This window comes from Halomonas binhaiensis (assembly GCF_008329985.2).
In the GTDB taxonomy this organism is placed as follows: domain Bacteria; phylum Pseudomonadota; class Gammaproteobacteria; order Pseudomonadales; family Halomonadaceae; genus Halomonas; species Halomonas binhaiensis.
The window spans coordinates 3,659,982-3,678,176 of sequence record NZ_CP038437.2; the positions used below are offsets into that span (position 1 = coordinate 3,659,982).

The 18,195-nt window shown below is 56.6% G+C and carries 15 protein-coding genes; 5 read left to right on the top strand and 10 right to left on the bottom strand.

Annotation, left to right across the window (positions count from 1 at the left end; all coding sequences use genetic code 11):
* The first annotated feature begins 76 nt into the window (after positions 1-76).
* Positions 77-1,105, top strand: coding sequence for a YeiH family protein (locus E4T21_RS16020; RefSeq protein ID WP_149285999.1), 1,029 nt, complete (start codon positions 77-79; stop codon positions 1,103-1,105).
* Positions 1,106-1,223: 118 nt separating this feature from the next.
* On the opposite strand, the gene E4T21_RS16025 is transcribed toward E4T21_RS16020, so the two are convergent.
* Both E4T21_RS16025 and purE read right to left on the bottom strand, forming a co-directional pair.
* Positions 1,224-2,348, bottom strand: coding sequence for a 5-(carboxyamino)imidazole ribonucleotide synthase (locus tag E4T21_RS16025; RefSeq protein WP_149286000.1), 1,125 nt, complete (start codon positions 2,346-2,348; stop codon positions 1,224-1,226).
* Positions 2,349-2,384: 36 nt separating this feature from the next.
* Positions 2,385-2,891, bottom strand: a complete 507-nt coding sequence (purE, locus tag E4T21_RS16030) for a 5-(carboxyamino)imidazole ribonucleotide mutase (protein WP_149286001.1) — start codon at positions 2,889-2,891, stop codon at positions 2,385-2,387.
* Between the two features lie 246 nt (positions 2,892-3,137).
* On the opposite strand from purE, the gene E4T21_RS16035 reads away from it, so the two are divergent.
* Positions 3,138-3,782 (top strand): YbaY family lipoprotein, encoded by a 645-nt coding sequence (locus tag E4T21_RS16035; protein WP_187775025.1) that lies wholly within the window; start codon positions 3,138-3,140, stop codon positions 3,780-3,782.
* 95 nt (positions 3,783-3,877) lie between these two features.
* Here the strand turns inward: E4T21_RS16035 and E4T21_RS16040 are convergent, their stop codons facing one another.
* The 5 genes from E4T21_RS16040 to E4T21_RS16060 all read right to left on the bottom strand — a co-directional run bounded on the left by E4T21_RS16040 (position 3,878) and on the right by E4T21_RS16060 (position 10,815).
* Positions 3,878-5,884: a TRAP transporter permease gene (locus E4T21_RS16040; protein ID WP_149286003.1), complete on the bottom strand. Its 2,007-nt coding sequence runs from the start codon at positions 5,882-5,884 to the stop codon at positions 3,878-3,880.
* Between the two features lie 55 nt (positions 5,885-5,939).
* The gene (locus tag E4T21_RS16045; RefSeq protein ID WP_240349185.1) at positions 5,940-6,473 is read right to left on the bottom strand and encodes a DUF1850 domain-containing protein; all 534 of its coding nucleotides are present in this window, start codon (positions 6,471-6,473) and stop codon (positions 5,940-5,942) included.
* A gap of 104 nt (positions 6,474-6,577) precedes the next feature.
* Complete coding sequence (locus tag E4T21_RS16050) at positions 6,578-7,540, bottom strand: TAXI family TRAP transporter solute-binding subunit (RefSeq protein WP_149286005.1); 963 nt, start codon at positions 7,538-7,540, stop codon at positions 6,578-6,580.
* Between the two features lie 212 nt (positions 7,541-7,752).
* Positions 7,753-8,949 (bottom strand): L-2-hydroxyglutarate oxidase, encoded by a 1,197-nt coding sequence (gene lhgO, locus E4T21_RS16055; RefSeq protein WP_149286006.1) that lies wholly within the window; start codon positions 8,947-8,949, stop codon positions 7,753-7,755.
* A gap of 441 nt (positions 8,950-9,390) precedes the next feature.
* Positions 9,391-10,815, bottom strand: a complete 1,425-nt coding sequence (locus E4T21_RS16060; RefSeq protein ID WP_149286007.1) for an APC family permease — start codon at positions 10,813-10,815, stop codon at positions 9,391-9,393.
* 348 nt (positions 10,816-11,163) lie between these two features.
* Between E4T21_RS16060 and E4T21_RS16065 the strand changes: the two genes are divergently transcribed.
* Together E4T21_RS16065 and E4T21_RS16070 are read left to right on the top strand one after the other, a co-directional pair.
* Positions 11,164-11,475 carry an XRE family transcriptional regulator gene (locus E4T21_RS16065; protein WP_149286008.1) on the top strand — a complete coding sequence of 104 codons (312 nt, stop codon included), beginning with the start codon at positions 11,164-11,166 and terminating at the stop codon, positions 11,473-11,475.
* A gap of 187 nt (positions 11,476-11,662) precedes the next feature.
* Entirely contained in the window at positions 11,663-12,328 is a 666-nt protein-coding gene (locus E4T21_RS16070; RefSeq protein ID WP_149286009.1) for a hypothetical protein, read from the top strand.
* A 171-nt stretch (positions 12,329-12,499) separates the two neighbouring features.
* Here the strand turns inward: E4T21_RS16070 and E4T21_RS16075 are convergent, their stop codons facing one another.
* Complete coding sequence (locus E4T21_RS16075) at positions 12,500-13,999, bottom strand: CoA-acylating methylmalonate-semialdehyde dehydrogenase (RefSeq protein ID WP_149286010.1); 1,500 nt, start codon at positions 13,997-13,999, stop codon at positions 12,500-12,502.
* A gap of 246 nt (positions 14,000-14,245) precedes the next feature.
* On the opposite strand from E4T21_RS16075, the gene E4T21_RS16080 reads away from it, so the two are divergent.
* On the top strand, positions 14,246-15,187 hold the full coding sequence (locus tag E4T21_RS16080; RefSeq protein WP_149286011.1) for a LysR family transcriptional regulator: 942 nt from the start codon (positions 14,246-14,248) through the stop codon (positions 15,185-15,187).
* Between the two features lie 99 nt (positions 15,188-15,286).
* On the opposite strand, the gene E4T21_RS16085 is transcribed toward E4T21_RS16080, so the two are convergent.
* Complete coding sequence (locus E4T21_RS16085) at positions 15,287-15,949, bottom strand: response regulator (protein ID WP_149286012.1); 663 nt, start codon at positions 15,947-15,949, stop codon at positions 15,287-15,289.
* 266 nt (positions 15,950-16,215) lie between these two features.
* Complete coding sequence (acs, locus tag E4T21_RS16090; protein ID WP_149286013.1) at positions 16,216-18,165, bottom strand: acetate--CoA ligase; 1,950 nt, start codon at positions 18,163-18,165, stop codon at positions 16,216-16,218.
* Positions 18,166-18,195 lie beyond the last annotated feature (30 nt).

Sequence of the window (18,195 nt, forward strand, 5' to 3'; positions counted from 1 at the left end):
ATTCGTTATTTACTGATAATAATTTGGCATAAGCAACCCTAGACTGAGCTCATCCATCATCGAGGGGGCTACCAACATGTCAAAAGGGCTGCTGTTCTGTGCACTGCTCACCTTGCTCGGCTTCGGGCTTGCCAAGGTGCCGTTCATTGCCACCAGCGGTGTCAGCCCTCTAGTCTTCGCCCTGCTGCTCGGGATTATCGTGGGCAACCTGCCTATCAGGAAAACGCTCGAGATTGCTCAGCCAGGGCTGGCCTTTGCCACTCGCTGGCTGTTGCGCGGCGGTATCGTGCTGTTTGGTCTGTCACTGACCTTCACTCAAGTGCTGGACCTTGGCCCCAAGGTGTTGCTGCTTGATGCATTGGTGATCACCAGCATCCTGATCGCGGGTTACATGATTGGCACCCGTCTGCTGGGCATGGATCGCGAAACGACACTCTTGACCTGCGCCGGCAGTGCCATCTGCGGTGCCGCAGCTGTCCTTGCCACGGAATCCACCATTCGCTCCCGCCCCGCCGCCGCTTCCATGGCGGTAGCTACTGTCGTCCTGTTCGGGTCACTGGCAATGCTGCTGTACCCGATGATATATCCGTGGCTGGGCATGAATGAGGGACTGTTCGGTGTCTACATCGGCGCCACCATCCATGAAGTTGCCCAGGTCGTCGCCGCAGGTGATGCCGTAGGCCCGACCGCATTGGCCAACGCCGTCATCGTCAAGCTGGTCCGAGTGATGTTGCTGGTACCCTTCCTTCTGATCGTTGGCCAGTGGTGGTTGCACCACAATGTCTCGACACACAACGTCGCGACAAGCGAATCTACAGACACCGGTCAGGTGGCCGAAAAGGGAAAGCTGGTGATTCCCTGGTTCGCCCTGGGCTTCATCGTCATGGTCGGCGTCAACAGCCTGGAAGTGATTCCCGCAGGGCTACATGATGGGCTGGTACTGTTGGGTCAACTGTCCCTGACCATGGCCATGGCGGCCCTGGGACTCAATACTCGCATGGAAAAACTCAAGGCGCTGGGGGTAAAACCTTTTCTGCTGGCCCTGATCCTGTTCATGCTGTTGATCATCGGTGGAGGAGCCGCCAGCTGGATGTTGATGGGATAAACTGCAGCACCACGCCACGAGCGGCTCAATGCATCGCCATTGCACAATGACCCGACACGCGTCCGGCCCCTTAACTGGGGCCGGATTCTTTGGACTGCTCGAAGCTCAAGGCTCGTCGCTATTTGCCCTTTCCTTCGAAACTGAAGCGTGGGGCAGGTGCATCCGGCACAAGCGTTGCACAGGCCCGAACCTTTTCCAGCAGCGCCTCATGCGTCGGAGCTAGCAGATTGATATGGCCCAGCTTGCGCCCGGCTCTCTCGCTCTTGTCGTAACGATGCAGGTGTGCATCTTCGATAGCCAATACCGCGGCTGGGTCCGCCTCGCGGCCGATCACATTGATCATGCAGGTCGGCATACGCGCGCTGGTATCGCCCAGCGGCAACCCTTGAATCGCACGCAGATGATTCTCGAACTGGCTGGTCACGGCACCATCCATGCTCCAATGACCCGAATTGTGCACTCGTGGAGCCATTTCATTGGCCAGCAAGCTGCCATCGGCACATTGGAAGAGTTCCAGAGTCAGAACACCGACATAGTCGAGTTCATCCAGCAGCGCCCGGATATAGCCATCGGCAGTATGCTGAACGGCATCATCCAGGTCCGGCATGGGGGCCAGTGAGTAGCGCAGGATGCCATCTACATGGACATTTTCAGCCATGGGATAGAACACCACCTGGCCGTCACGACCACGCACGGCGATGATGGAAACTTCACGGACGAAGTCAACGAATGACTCCACGATCAGGCGCGGATGATTGATGCGCTGCCAGGCTTCTGTAGCCTCGGACGGGTCGCGCAGAACCGCTTGCCCCTTGCCGTCGTAACCTTCCGTGATGGACTTGGCAACGACCGGAGTACCCAATTCTCGAGCTGCCTGTTCCAGCGCCTCGGCACTATCCACCAGACGGTAGGCCGGAGTAGGAATCGACAGACGATCGAACAATGCCTTTTCCTCAGCACGGTTCTGGCAGATTCGAATCGCTTCACTGGATGGGTAAACCGGTTTCTCGGACTCGATGTCCTGGACCAGCGCCACGGGAAGGTGCTCGAACTCGTAGGTCACCAGGTCAACCTGGGAGAGAAATGCTTCCAGGTGCTTGTGGTCGGTATCAATCATCACATCTCCGATACCAGCACTTGGGTGCCCCGTGGTATCCAGAAAAGTGAACTGGTTGGCCAACGGGTATCCCGCCAATGCCAACATCCGGCCAAGCTGGCCTGCACCGAGAACGCCAATCTTCATTGCTTTATCCTCACACAACATCCTCACGCAACTCGCTTACGGTTGGCTAGGGTCGGGATTGTCGAGCACCGTTTGCGTCTGCTCGGCACGGAACGCTTCCACCGCACTACGTATCCCGGCATCGCCAAGTCCGACGATCTGAGCAGCCAACAGCCCGGCATTGGTCGCCCCTGCCTTGCCAATGGCCAAGGTCCCGACCGCAATGCCTCCAGGCATCTGAACGATGGAAAGCAAGGAATCCAGCCCTTTAAGGGACTTTGACTCTACTGGCACTCCCAGAACAGGCAGAGCCGTCTGGGAAGCCACCATTCCTGGTAGATGAGCAGCGCCACCAGCACCGGCCACAATCACCTGCAATCCTCGATCCGCCGCGGTCTTGGCATATTCAAACAGAAGATCCGGCGTGCGGTGAGCGGACACCACTCGGGTCTCATAAGGCACCCCAAGGCGCTCCAGCATGGAAACTGCATGTTCCATGATAGGCCAATCTGATTTGGATCCCATGATCACACCGACGCGGGGTGACGGGCTTGTTGATGGCATCTGCTGCTCCTCGGAAAACGACAGACAGCGGCAATGATAAAAAAATTTGCCGCAACGAGTGAACGAATGAGAAGCGGCATAGTCTAGCAGAGCCGAGGGACGACTACCTCTCCCACGATGCATGTCGCCGCAGAACGACAGCTATGTCCGCCCTTTATCCCCATTCATCTGGTAGGGTGCATTCATATTGCGGCATGGATCGATATGACGACAGACAGTATTTACCGATTTCCAAGGAGAGAGCCCATGAAACGCTCCCTGTTGCTCATTGCCGCCCTGTCAGCCGGCCTGGCCTTGACCGGCTGTGGTGACGGCAATGCCGAAAAGACCTCGGACAGCAACACTGCCAGTGCCGGTCAAGCGGACCATGAGCAGACTCTGACCGGCACCTTGAGCCTCGCTAGCAGCGACCAGCCTCTACCGGACAATACCCAGGTAGTTGTCAGCTTGAATGATGCGACACTGGCTGACGCCCCCGCAAAGGTCATCGCGGAAAACCGTGTCGACATGGACCAAAACTCCGTGGATTTTCATCTGAATTATGCCAGTGATGAGGTAGACCCGAGCCATCGCCATCTCCTCCGCGCTGAAATTCACGATGCCAATGGCGAGCTGAAATGGACCACCACCGATGCCTATCTGGTCAGTGTTGGAAACGATGCCGAGCAAAGCGAGGTTGCCATTGTCCTGCACCCGGTAGACGCCAACGGACAGGCCCAGGGAGCAAGCCTGCAGCAGGCCCAGGAGCAACTGCTGTCCAGTGGCGACGAGCCTACACAGGAGGAAGTGGAAGCTGCTGAAAACCTGGATGCCATCAGCGAGCAATCCGTGAATACGCAAAAACCCGAACAACCTGCCGTGGATGGAAGCAACGACGCCCCCGCACAGTAATCCCGCCTTCTCTTTACTGCCCGCACGAAGACTTCATGTAAAAAGCCCCCATGCCATCAGGCATGGGGGCTTTCATGGTGCTGCTACCACCCTGCCTATGCGGTAGAAACCTTGGTCCGCGCCTGCCACCAGTTGGCAACGATGATCAGCAGCATCACCGCAGCACCGGCGACATCGTAGACCAGCGAGGGGGTAAAGACGCCGATGATGGCCGGCAATAGCAGCACACGCTGCCAGATGGGTATGCGGTCAAACAGATAGCCCTCCAGAACAGCGGCAAAGGCGGCAAGCGCCAGGATCCCGGTGATGGCTTTCCAGACCAGGATATAGACCGGGCCACCGATGATGATCTCGGGGTTATAGACCATGAATAGTGGTACCAGATAGAGCCCCTTGGCGAACTTCCAGGCCTGAAAGCTGGTCGCCATCGGCTTGGCACCGGCAATCGCCGCTCCCGCGAACCCCGCCAGGGCAATGGGAGGAGTGACGTTGGAATCCTGGGAATACCAGAACACCACCAGGTGAGCGATGATCAACGGCACACCAAACTCATTGGACAAACCCGGCCCCACCAGCACGATCAACACGATATACGCTGCTGTCACTGGCAAACCCATCCCCAGCACCAGGCTGGCCAACAACACCATGACCAGAGCCAGCAGCAGGTGACCGCCGGAAAACGCCATCATCATGGCAGAGAACTTGAGTCCCAACCCCGTAAGGCCAACGATACCGACGATAATTCCAGCCACGGCGCAAGCCATGGACACAGCTACCGCATTGCGCGCCCCCAGTTCCAATCCTTCGACCAGCTTCAACAGACCGCTGCGACAAGCAATGCCCAGGCGCTCTCCATTCACTGGCTGGCCTTCCTTGGGTGCGACAAAGAAGAACCACACGGCAAAGCGCAGTATGGCCACCAGTAACATGCAGACAATGGCATAGAACCCCACTCGCATTGGTGACATGTTCATCACCAGCAGCCATACCAGCACGGCGAGCGGCAACAGGAAGTGCCAGCCACTTTTCAGCACATCGCTCATCTGTGGCAGTTCTTCCTTGGCCATGCCCTGCATGCCTTCCTTGAGCGCAATGATATGCACGAACAGGTAGACAGTACCGAAATACATGATGGCAGGCAGAATGCTGACCTTGACGATCTCCAGGTAAGGTACCCGGGTGTACTCAGCGATCAGGAAGGCCCCAGCCCCCATCAGAGGTGGCATGATCTGCCCACCGGTGGAAGCGGCGGCTTCGATGCCACCAGCCTGGTGGGGCTTGTAACCCAGCTTCTTCATCAGCGGAATGGTGAAGGCGCCCGTTGTCACTACATTGGCAATGGCACTGCCGGAAATGGACCCCATGCCAGCAGAAGCAATTACAGCAGCCTTGGCTGGGCCACCACGCTGCCGGCCAGTCGCGGCATAGGCCAGATCGATGAAGAACTTGCCCGCCCCCGTGATTTCGAGAAATGCACCAAACAGAACGAAAATGAAGATATAGGTGGCTGCCACCCCCATCGGCAGGCCAAAGATCCCCTCCTGCCCCAGATAAAGCTGGCCGACGACACGGTCCAGGTTATATCCACGATGCTGCAGGATGCCCGGAAGCCACTCACCCAACCAGGGCAACTCGCCGCGAGGTCCTGCAAAGGCGTACAAGATGGCGATGATGCCGATCACCGTCATGCCCAGACCAACCGCACGCCGGCTGGCTTCCAGCACAGTAACGGTGGCTACGATGCCCGCCATGATGTCAGTTTGAGTCCAGAATCCTGCACGGTTGAAGATGGCATCCAGGTTCCATGCCAGGTATCCACCGGTAAACACTGCTCCGAAGAAGAAGGCCATATCTATGATTCCGCCGATGACCCCACGAGAGCGCTTGGGCCCGAACAGCGGGAACATCAGGAATGCCAGCATCATGACCAGAGACAGATGGATACTGCGCTGATAGAACAACCCCAGCGGCTGAATCCCTGCTGAATAAAGTTGAAACAGCGACAAGCCCACTGCCACCAAGGTGATCAGCCACAGCACCATACGAGAATGGTTGGCCTCACTGCCGGGGACAATCGGGGAGTGGGAAGCATCAGCGCTCATTAGGGCTCCTCCCGGACATGCGTTCGCTGGAACAGGCATGACCGCACAAGTCTATTTATTGTTGTGGGCAGATACATTGCGTTGATGTCTCCTCTTCACAATCTTCCAGATTCACACTGACCCGTTGGTTGGCCGCCAGAGCACTGATGCTGATCGGGGTCACTGCCTCGGGTACGGATGCAGGCAGTGCATCCGCACAGTCTTCACGTGCCTGACGAATCAAGGTTTCCAGGCGTCCTCTATCCCGGTTGACCAGGCGGTGATCCACCTTCATCGATCCGGCTCTCAAACGATAGTGGTTACCAGGCACCGGCTCATCGATATCTTCGATCCAGTAGCCACCATGTCCGTCGGAGAGCTGACGCCCACGTTCGAAGATATGATCAAGCCCGGCGGCAAAATCCGGAAGGTGACTACGCTCAAGTACCATCTGGCCAGCCACATTGCGATAACAATCAAGAACTTCGAAGCCCTTCACCGAGTGATTCCAGGCCATGCACCAGCCACTACCAGGCGGCATGGGAAGAGTGATCAATGCCTGCCCTTCACTATCCTTGATCACCAGCTTGCCTGATTGAGCATCGGCCACAGCGGCACATGTCCATATACTCAGCGCTAAGCTAACCAGCAACAGCAAGGCGGGCCTCTTGGCCCGCCTCCTGTTGCACCTGTTCAACTCATCAAGGTCCTGCATCACGGGCGCTGCTTGTCCTGAATGTCTGCCCCGACCTCTTCGTAATAGCGCAATGCGCCCTCATGGAAAGGAATGGGCGTGGAAGCCGTGGAGAATTCCACCGTGGTGTCATTGGCAGCCGGATGAATGGCAATCAGCTCATCGGTTTTCTCGAACAGCATCTTGGTCAGTTGATAGGCCAGCTCATCATCCATCTCGCTGCTGGTAATCAGTACATTGGGGATGCTGATTGTCTGTACCGGCTCGTCCATTCCCTCGTACAGATTCGCCTTGAGTTCGTAAGCAGCAAACACCGGCTCGTCTTTCTGGGCATTGGCAATCTCTTCATCACTCAAGCCAATCAGACGCACATCGTTGGTGGTGGCCAGGTTGAGAATCGAGCTGGTGGGCGGCCCTACACTCCAGAAACCCGCATCGATATCACCATTGCGCAGGGCATCAGCAGTTTCGTTGAAGTTGAGGCGACGGGCGTCGAAGTCATCATAGGTGATGCCGTTCGACTCCAGCAGTGCCTTGGCATTGAGCTCAGTACCACTGCCTGGCGCCCCCACGGATACAACCTTGCCCTTGAGGTCTTCCAGAGACTCGATATCAGAGTCGGCCATGGTCACGATCTGCACCGCATTGGGGTAGACCGAGGCAATCGCACGAATGTTATCCAGCTCACGCCCTTCGAAGGCACCCGTGCCGGTATAACCCTGGTAGACGGTATCAGCCAGGGCCAGAGCCAGGTCAGAGTCTCCTCGCCATACCAGGCCCATGTTTTCGACCGAGGCCCCTGTAACTTCTGCCACTGCATCATAGCCGTCGATGTGTTTCTTGATCATCTCGGCAAGACCACCCCCAATGGGGTAATAGGTACCGCCAGTACCACCGGTGGCAACAGACAACTGTTGCTGAGCAACCGCAGCCTGGGCTCCGATCAACAGCGATGCAGCCAAGGCCAGCTTCATGGCTCGCATGACATTCCTCCATGCCTCATGGGCATTTGTTGTTAGTAAGAGATGACCACCTATGCATAGACGCACCTGTGCAAACTAGCAACGGGGGGTTCACCTTGCAAAGGGTTTCATTGCGCAGTTTTTTCAACACATTATCAATCCGCACAAAGTCTTAGGTGAACGGTCAGCACATGCTACACAAGCTTTTTTACATCACGCTGACATCGCATGATTCATTTTTCGACCAGACTCTTCACCTTCTCCACGATATGCGCGCCAATCGGCAACGCCGAGGTAGCCGCCGGAGAAGGCGCGTTACCCACATTGACCGTGCGGGCCGTATTGACGAAGAGAAAGTCATCGATCAGTTTGCCATCCCGGGACACAGCCTGTGCCCTGACACCGGCAGGATAAGGCTCGAGGTCTTCGACACTCAGACTCGGACAGTATTTGCGCACCTCATCGAGATAACCGCGCCGCGACAGAGAGTTCTTCATCTCGCGCATGCCAGGCTTGAGATGACGCCATAACACTTTGAGAATCCCCGGGTGCGTCAGCATGCCAGCTACATCGGGTGCGGAAACATGGGTCTTGCGATAGCCCTCCCGGGCCAGCGCCAGTACAGCATTGGGGCCTACCGTGACACTGCCGTCAATCATGCGGGTCAGATGCACCCCTAGAAATGGCATGGAAGGATCCGGTATCGGATAGATCAGGTGATTGACGATCTGGTTGTGACGCTCACCCAGACGGAAATATTCACCACGGAAGGGGCAGATGGTAAAGCCCGGTTTCTTCCCCAGCATGCGTATCATGCGGTCAGCCATCAGGCCTGCACAACTGATCAGATAACGCGTAGAGAACGTCTCGCAGGATGTCGTTACCACGACTTCCTGGCGACGTTCCTCCAGGGCCCGGACCTGATGATCATAGCGAATCGTACCTCCTAGACGCTGGAATTCATCGGCCATGGCCTGAGTGACCCGAGCATAATCCACGATGCCACTGGATGGTACGAAGATCGCCCCCAATCCCGTGATATTGGGTTCACGCTCATGCAAGGCCTCGGCCTCCAGCCACTCGCGCTCGAGACCATTGGCCTCCGTGCGGACCCACAGCGCCCGCATGCGTTCCATCTCGACCTCATTGGTCGCCACCAGCAGCTTGCCACAGCTGTCGTAGGGGATAGCATGCTCATCACAGAAAGCCTTGGTAGCACGGTTACCTTCCAGGCAGAAACGTGCCTTCAGGCTGCCCGGGGTGTAATAGACACCGGCATGAATCACGCCGCTATTGTGACCCGTTTGATGGCGTGCAGGCCCTGCTTCCTTTTCCAATACCAGCATCCGCCTGTCTGGATAGACCTGCTGAAGCTGCATGGCGGTGGACATGCCAAGAATGCCACCGCCTATGATGATGAAATCATACATTGCACATCTCATTGTCATTGTTGGCCAGTCCGGCATCGCCAGCCAGACCAGTCCTGAAACTATCGTCTTGCGTGCAGACGTCTTGCGCGCAGATACCACATGGCGAGGGGAAGCGAAGAATGCTCCAGCCACGAGTCATAACACACATGCCACCACTCAGGCGCGTATCTCGTGTGCTCATATCCTATTCTTCATCAATATCGATTCAGGCAAGGGCATTCATGATGTCCTTCCGCCAGCTTATTAGCTATATTTTCATAAAATATCTACATTTACAGTATCCATCAATAAAAAACCCGGACATTGCCAGGCTCTCGACTAAAGCATGAGGCCGCCTTTTGGCGGCCTCAATGAAACAAATGACAACGATCGTCGCTCGCGTATAACGGGTAGGGTTCAACGAACAGGGCTCAATGATCGGGGTCAGCTGGCAGAGTGCCACTAGGCAGCATCGCCACTCATCTCCCGAGCCATCTGCCGCTCACTATATTCCGTGCCGTACTTGAACCTTGACCATACGTAGAGCCCCAGCCCTACTGCCATCCATCCAGCAAACAGTAGCCATTCAATCGGTTTCAGAGCGGATGGACTCCCGGGCAGATACAGGCCGATCATCCCCAGAGACAGCAGTACTGCCAGCCAGCCAACCAGGCGAGCATGACGGACACGGAAAGGCCGCTCCATTTGTGGCTCCTTGCTGCGCAAGATCAGGAAGGACAACGAGACAAACAGATAGGCAATGACAATGCCGAGCCCTCCAGCCACCACCAGCCAGACCATGGCCGAGCGTCCCAGTAGCGGTGCCAGACTGGAGATGACCCCGATCAGCAGGATGGCATTGACCGGAGTACGGTGCCGCGGATGCAGCTTACCGAGGAAGGCAGGCAGCATACCGCAGTGCGCCAGCGCATAGAGTGCCCGGGAACCTCCGATATAAAAGGCATTCCAGCTGGTCAGGATACCGGCTATCCCCGCCAGCACCATCAGCTTGCCCGCCCAGGGCGCCTGGAATACGGCTTGCATGGCATCCGGCACGGCCAGGGAACTATTGGCCAGTTCGGAAGGATTCAGCATCAAGGAAGTACCAAGAATGATCAGGGCATACCAGAACACCGCCATGATCACCGAGATCATCAACACTCGCCCGATTTCACGGAATGGCAAGTTGATCTCTTCGGCTGCCTGGGGGATGACATCAAAGCCGACAAACATGAACGGCACCATGATGATGACCAGCATGATGCCACCTGCCACACCATTCTCGCTGTGGAACAGCGGCTGCATGGTACCGAGCTCACCTTCGAACAGCGCTCCGCTGACAAACATCACCCCTACCACCAGTATCAACAGCGTCACGACTTTCTGTACCAGGGCCGCAGTACGCACCCCGACATAATTGATCAACATCATGATCAGGGATCCCGCAACTCCTACGGCAACCCAGGTGGCCTTGACATCCCAATCTGCCAGTGTCCAGAGATGACCAACAGCATAGGAGGGGAACAGGTACTCGACGACGGTGGGCAAGGCCACGGCTTCAAAGGCCACGACGCTGATGTACCCCAGTACAATCGACCACGTACACAGGAAGGAGGCAAAATGCCCCATGGCCCGATAGCTGTAGACATGTTCACCGCCGACCTGGGGCATGGCCGACGCTAATTCAGCATAGGTCAGCCCTACCAACACAATCACCAGGCCGCCCAGGACAAAAGCAGCGATAGCGCCAAGGCTTCCAGCAGAGGTGATCCAGCTACCGGTCATGACAATCCAGCCCCAACCGATCATTGCCCCAAAGGCCAGCGCCAGGACATCCTTGCGGGCCAGTACCCGGTGGAGTTCGGCTCCCGTGGTGGAGTCGCTCATGGCAACATCTCCTCGTTTAAGGCCGCACGCTGAAGGCAGGATACGACCGTTGTTTTTATTAGCTTATCGTCGAAAATATCACACAAGATATCGAGAGCAATACCTTGGATACCTTTTTGAACCGCAAAATCTAAATGGTCTAGATCACACTTCAGACCATATTAGTCAGCAAAGCCAATGAATCGAGTCATCGGTGATATCTAGCGAGATCCCTATGAAGAAACCAGAACAATGCTCAGCACCGCGTAGCACATTCCTGCCTATCTGCGCCATCGATACTACGGAGGACTAGCGAAACTCGTTTAAAGGTTGCATGCTGTACGTGTCACCCCTACACAATGGAGCATCATGAGTACCGCACATTCCTCGTCTCGAGAAGCCGATAACAACGAACCTCCTCCTCGACGATGCCCTGACATCGATACCAGAAGCGATGTAAAGGATGATGTAAGGGACTTAGAACAGCGCACACGCCTGATGCGCATCGTGACACGGCTCATCGCAGTATCGGATCTTGGTAGCCGTGAGATCGCCCGCCGTGCAGGCCTTCCCATGCAGAAGATGAGCGACCTTCTGTCTGGACGTCTGGAACACTTCAGCTACGACGAGCTGCGCTCCATCCGTCGTATCATTGACGAGGGACAACTCTCGACCTCCTGATCCACGTTCCTCAACGACATCCACTACCCAGTTTCCCTTCCCAGCGCTCTGGCTTTGCCTGGAGCGCTGGGAATCGTCGTGCACGCTTTCTATTCTTTTCCCGGCAACAAGCACATTGACCAGGAAACTAAGCATGACTTATGTGATCGAAGCCATAAGTCCATGCCTGTAAAGGAGTATGTATTCTATGCGCCGCGTCATATCCGCCCTGCTGATGTGCATTCCCTTATCTGCTCTGGCCGATGGCCAGGCGTCACTGATTGATGGCAAGGGCGACCCTTCCAGCGCTGTCGAAGTACGCTGGGCCGGAGACCAGATGCGGGTCGATTTTCCCCGACATGCATCAAAGGGTTACCTCCTGATGCAAGGCAATAATGGTTACCTGGTCACTAATATTTCAGGCCAGCCCCTGGCTCTGGATATTCGCGATGCACAGGCTCTTGCAGGACAGCTTGGTTCCGACAAGGCTGCCAGCCTGAGCAGTTACCAGGCCCGAAGCGTATCCGCGCTGAGCCCCACTGGTGCAAGTGAAGTCGTCGCGGGTATCCAGGGCCAGGTCTATCGCCTGGACTGGGTAACTCAGGAAGGAGAAAACCGTCAGGATCAACTGGTATTGAGCGATGCGCCTGAAGCGCAGGAGCTATTGACCATGTTCGACCGCTATCAGACCAACCTGACAGGTCATGCCGACCCTGTGGCCGCCATGCTGCGTGAACGGGGCCTGGGCATCCTGCGCTTCGGAGACAAGTTCCAGGTGGCATCCTTGTCATCCACCACTCCCGACACATCACTGTTCGCCATGCCAGCCAAGAGCGGCGGACTTAACGACCTGCTGAAATCAATGATCCAGTAATGGATACCGCGTCTACAGGACTACCGATAAGCATCATGGCTGCGGCAGAGCTTATAGGGTGTCAGTAGATCGTAGATTTATGTAGAGCCTCAGTAGAGCATGGTAAAAGGCCCGCCTTCTGCAACAAACAGAGGCGGGCCTTTGGCACGTCAGCAAGCCTTCAGCAGGCATCTAGCCAAGCGAAATCGTGCTATTGATGCCACTGGATACATTTTCCGGCTCAAACCAGCGCGAGGTGACTGTCTTGGTCTGGGTCCAGAAGGAAATTGCCTGCTTGCCGTTGGGCCCCAGGTCGCCCAGCTTCGAGCCTCGTGACCCCGTAAAGCTGAAGTAGGCCACGGGTACTGGAATCGGGACATTGATCCCCACCTGCCCGACATCAACATCACATTCGAAGCGGCGTGCCACCCAACCGGAATTAGTGAAGATGGAAGTACCATTGCCATTGGGATTGGCATTGATGAAGGCAATTGCATCATCCAGAGTATCGACCTCTACCACGCACAGTACCGGGCCGAAGATCTCCTCATGATAGATGCGCATTTCAGCCTTCACACCGGCAAATAGCGTCGGCCCAATGAAATTGCCGTCAGGATATCCTGCTACCGTCACGCCTCGGCCATCGACCAGCAAACGTGCTCCCTCCTGTTCACCGCTGGCAATCAACTCCTCCACTCGGGCCTTGGCTGCCGGGGAAACCAATGGCCCCAGGTCCGCTGAGCGCTCGCTGCCGGGCCCTACCTTCATGTTGCGAGCCCCTTCGGCAATGTCATCCAGCCACTGACGGGCTTCCCCCACCAGGACCACGACTGAATTCGCCATGCAACGCTGACCCGCGGCACCAAAAGCCGAGCCCAGCAGATTATTGATGGCTTGGCTGCGGTTGGCATCAGGCATGATGACGCAATGGTTCTTTGCCCCCATCATCGCCTGTGCACGCTTGCCGGCATCACTGGCACGACGATACAGCTGTGTACCCACCGCCGTGGAACCAATGAAGGACATGGCCTTGATATCCGGGTGTTCGCATAGCCGATTGGCAACTTCCGGGCCTCCGTGCACCACATTCAACACCCCCGCTGGGACGCCAGCCTCGAGTGCCAGTTGCGCCAGACGCATGGATGAGCTCGGATCCTGCTCGGAAGGTTTCAGCACAAAGGTATTGCCGGTCGCAATGGCCAGCGGAAACATGAAGCAAGGCAGCATGACAGGAAAATTGAACGCCGTGATCCCCGCTCCCACGCCTAGCGGCTGGTTAAGCGTATAGACGTCCACTTCGTTCGCCGCATTTTCCGCGACTTCACCCAACTGCAGTGACGTAATGGAACAGGCGTGTTCGACAACCTCGAGGCCACGCCCCACCTCGCCTTCGGCATCAGGTAGCGTCTTTCCGTGTTCCTCGGTGATCAATGCAGCCAGCTCGGCGGTATGCTCACGCATCAACGCCTGAAACTTGAGCATGATGCGCATGCGCTTGCTCAGGGGAGTCTTGCGCCAGGAAGCAAAGGCGGTCTTGGCACTGGCCACGGCTCGGTCGACTTCCTCCAGCGTACAGAAAGGCACCCTGGCCACCACTTCCTGGGTAGCAGGATTGACCACATCGCGCCAGTTACCGCTCTGGGATGCGACGGGTTCACCGTCGATAAGCATGGAAATTTCACGAATGGACATGAGCGTACTCCTATTTATCTTTATAGATACATGTCTTTATAGAGGCATGTCGTTATAGCAATACGTTGCACAGAGGCAGCTGTAGAGGGTCGTTTGCCGAAATGCCTCAACCAATGTCTTTGATAGCCAATGCCTTTGATAGAAAGATAGCCACAGGTCGGATGGTCAAACAATCAGCATGCAGGCACATTGATTGTGCATAAATGCACAACAACACCCTTTCCATGCCCCCAGGAGGACAGCCCCTTGCTCGACTGGCAGGATCTGCAGATATTTCTCGAGGTCACACGCCACCCCAGGCTTGCAGATGCTGCCCGGCGACTGGGACTGGACCACTCCACACTGTCGCGGCGCACTCGGCGCTTCGAGCAAAAGCTCAATACTCAGTTGTTCGAACGCAGCACTCATGGCTATCGCCTGACAGAGGCTGGTGCACAATTGCGTGCTCATGCCGAGCAGATGGCGCGCCATGCCAGCGACGCTGTCGAGAGCCTGAGTGACCAGAACCTGCGCCTGGATGGCCAGATTCGGCTCGGTGTCACTGAAGGTTTCGGTACCTGGGTCATCGCCCCACTGCTCTCGGCATTCTGTCAACGTCATCCAGGCGTCACCCTTGACCTGCTGACCCTGCCGCGCGTTGTCAGTCTGAGTCGCCACGAGGCCGATCTCGCCATTACCATCGAGCGCCCCAGCAATCCTGGAATGGTGGTTGCCAGCTTGTGTCGGTATCGACTCAGGCTATATGCCAGTGACACTTATGCCAGGCGCTACGGCTTGCCTCAGCATCTGGATCAATTGGCCCGGCACCGCCTGGTCGGTTATGTCGATGATTTGCTGTTCAGTGACCAGCTCAATTACTTGGACCCCTTATTGGCAACGGAGATCCAGGGCGATGAACAGCCTCATTTCGCCCTGCGCAGTACCAGCGTGACGACGCAGTTCACAGCGACCTTGAGCGGGACAGGACTCGGTATACTGCCTTGTTTCATGGCAGCTGAACGGAAGTCACTATCGGCGTTACTGGAGCAGGAAGTAGACATCGTACGCCAGTTCTGGATTACCGCTCGCCAGGAACAGCGCCAGCTGACCCGGGTACGCTTGCTATGGGATTTCCTGCGCGAGGCGCTGGAACTCAACCAGGCCTTCCTGATGGGCGAGGACGACCAGTTGATCATTCCTCCAGTGTAGACTCAGTCCCTATGAGCGATCACCCTGAAACGCATCACCCCGCCTGTTGGCGGGGTGATGCGGCAATGAAATACACAAGGGTTCGAGCCAACTCGCAGCTCAGGATTCAACCTTGGGGGGCTCGACTTCCAGACGCTGGGCTGCGATGACCGCCTGCGTGCGAGAATGGACGCCGAGCTTGCGCAGAATGGCCGTTACATGCGCCTTGATGGTTGCCTCCGACACATTCAGCTCATAGGCAATCTGCTTGTTGAGCAGTCCTTCCGTCAGCATGTTGAGCACACGGAACTGCTGAGGAGTAAGAGAGGCAATGGCCTCAGCAAAGCGGGCCTCTTCCTCATCGACTTCGCCGAGGGCTTCGGCCATTTCTTCAGGGAGCCAGACTTCCCCTTCGAGGATTTCACCCACGGCTTCAGCAATCAGTGCCAGAGACGAGGACTTGGGAATGAACCCCGAGGCACCATAATCGATGGCTCGGCGTACAACATGGACTTCATCACTGCCAGAGACGACGGCAACCGGAATATCCGGCGTCTGGCCACGCAATTGGATCAAGCCGGAAAAACCATGAGCACCCGGCATGTGCAGGTCAAGCAGAATCAGGTCTGCATCCGGATGACGCGTGACGACCTCAGTGGTCGCCTCCATCGTGTCTGCCTCGACAATCTCGGCTTGCGGCGCCAGCTGGCGTAGCGCCTGAGTCAAGGCTGCACGGAACAGCGGATGGTCATCGGCAACGATGAATTTCTGGGCAAAGGCCATGGATATTCCTCCGATTCCGAAACAGCGCTATTAGGCCAGCACGCTGTCACGCAAGACGCTTGTTTGTACAGCATGTTACCCCATGCTGGGTAGTTGCCCAAGACCATGCGGTCGGTATGAGGTCAATACTCTATCTTTACACTACATCTTTACACTACCTTTTGCTGAGTCTCCACACTCAGCCAGGCAACATGATCAACGGCAATGGTCAACGGATACGACAACGCCGACCATTTGGCCGGCGTTGTCGTGTCAGGCAATCAGATTTAACTGTTGGCACGGTGGGCGATCAGATCATCCACCACGGCCGGATCTGCCAACGTGCTGGTATCTCCCAGTCCATCACACTCATTGGCAGCGATCTTGCGCAGGATACGGCGCATGATCTTGCCAGAACGCGTCTTGGGCAGACCCGGAGCCCATTGGATATGGTCTGGAGATGCAATAGGTCCGATGTCCTTGCGTACCCATTGGACCAGTTCCTTGCGCAGCTCCTCCGTAGGCTCTACATCATCATTCAACGTGACATAGATGTAGATACCCTGGCCTTTGATATCGTGAGGGAAGCCTACCACTGCGGCCTCGGCGACAGCTGCGTGCGCCACCAGGGACGATTCGATCTCGGCAGTTCCCATACGGTGACCGGAGACATTGAGCACATCATCCACGCGGCCAGTGATCCAGTAATAGCCATCCTCGTCACGACGGCAGCCGTCACCGGTGAAGTAGCTACCTTCATAGGTGGAGAAGTAAGTCTGCACGAAGCGCTCATGATTCTGCCAGATGGAGCGGGCCTGGCCGGGCCAGGAATCGAGCAGCACCAGATTGCCTTCGGTAGCCCCCTCCAGCACCTTGCCTTCATTGTCGACCAGGGCAGGCTGTACGCCGAACACAGGCAGGGTTGCCGATCCTGGCTTCAGGTCAATGGCACCAGGCAGAGGAGCGATCATGATGCCGCCGGTCTCCGTCTGCCACCAGGTATCCACTACCGGACACTTGCTGTTGCCAATGACTCGGTAGTACCACTCCCAGGCTTCAGGGTTGATGGGTTCCCCCACGGAACCCAGCAGGCGCAGACTGTCGCGCTTGCTGGAAGCCATGACATCATCGCCATGGGCCATCAGTGCACGCACGGCAGTTGGAGCGGTATACAGGATGTTGACCTTGTGCTTATCGACGATTTCCCCCATCCGGCCATGGGTTGGGTAGCTTGGCACCCCTTCGAACATCAGCGTGATCGCCCCATTGGCCAACGGACCATAGACGATATAGCTATGCCCCGTTACCCAGCCCACATCAGCGGTACACCAATAGACCTCACCATCGTGATAGTCGAATACGTACTGATGGGTCATGCTGGCATAGGTCAGATAGCCCCCCGTGGTATGCTCCAGCCCCTTGGGAGTGCCAGTGGAACCCGAAGTGTAGAGGATGAACAGAGAGTCCTCTGCTCCCATCTCCTCAGCCGGGCACTCCTTGTCCTGGCCATCGACCAGGTCGTGGTACCACACATCACGACCTTCCTTCCAGGCGATATCGCCGCCGGTACGCTTGACCACCAGCACCTTCTCGACAACATCTGTACCTTCGCGGGTCAGGGCCGCATCGACGTTATCCTTCAACGGTACCTGCTTGCCACCGCGCACGGATTCGTCGGCAGTGATGACCACCCGGGAGGCGGCATCCTTGACGCGCTGAGCCAGAGCATCAGGGGAAAAGCCACCGAATACCACTGAATGGACAGCGCCAATGCGGGCACAGGCGAGCATGGCTGCGGCCGCCTCAGGAATCATCGGCATGTAGAGAGTGACGGTGTCACCCTTCTTCACGCCCAGGCCCTTCAGCGCATTGGCCAGTTGGCAGGTGCGCTCATAGAGCTGACGGTAAGTGATGTGCACTGACTCATTCGGATCATCACCTTCCCAGATGATCGCGGTCTGGTCGCCACGCTGCGCCAGGTGACGATCCAGGCAATTGGCACTGACATTGAGCGTGCCATCTTCAAACCAGCGAATGTCGACATTGTCGCTGGCAAAGGAGGTGTTCTTGATCTTGGTAGGCGCCTTGATCCAGTCCAGGCGCTTGGCCTGTTCCTTCCAGAATGCCTCGGGATTCTCCACGGACTGGCGATAGAGCTCGTGATAGGTCTCCTTGTTCGCCCAGGCATTTTGGGCGAACTCTTCAGGAACCGGATGGACGTGCACTTGTTCACTCATGGTTACTGTCCTTGGATATCTTATTAATAT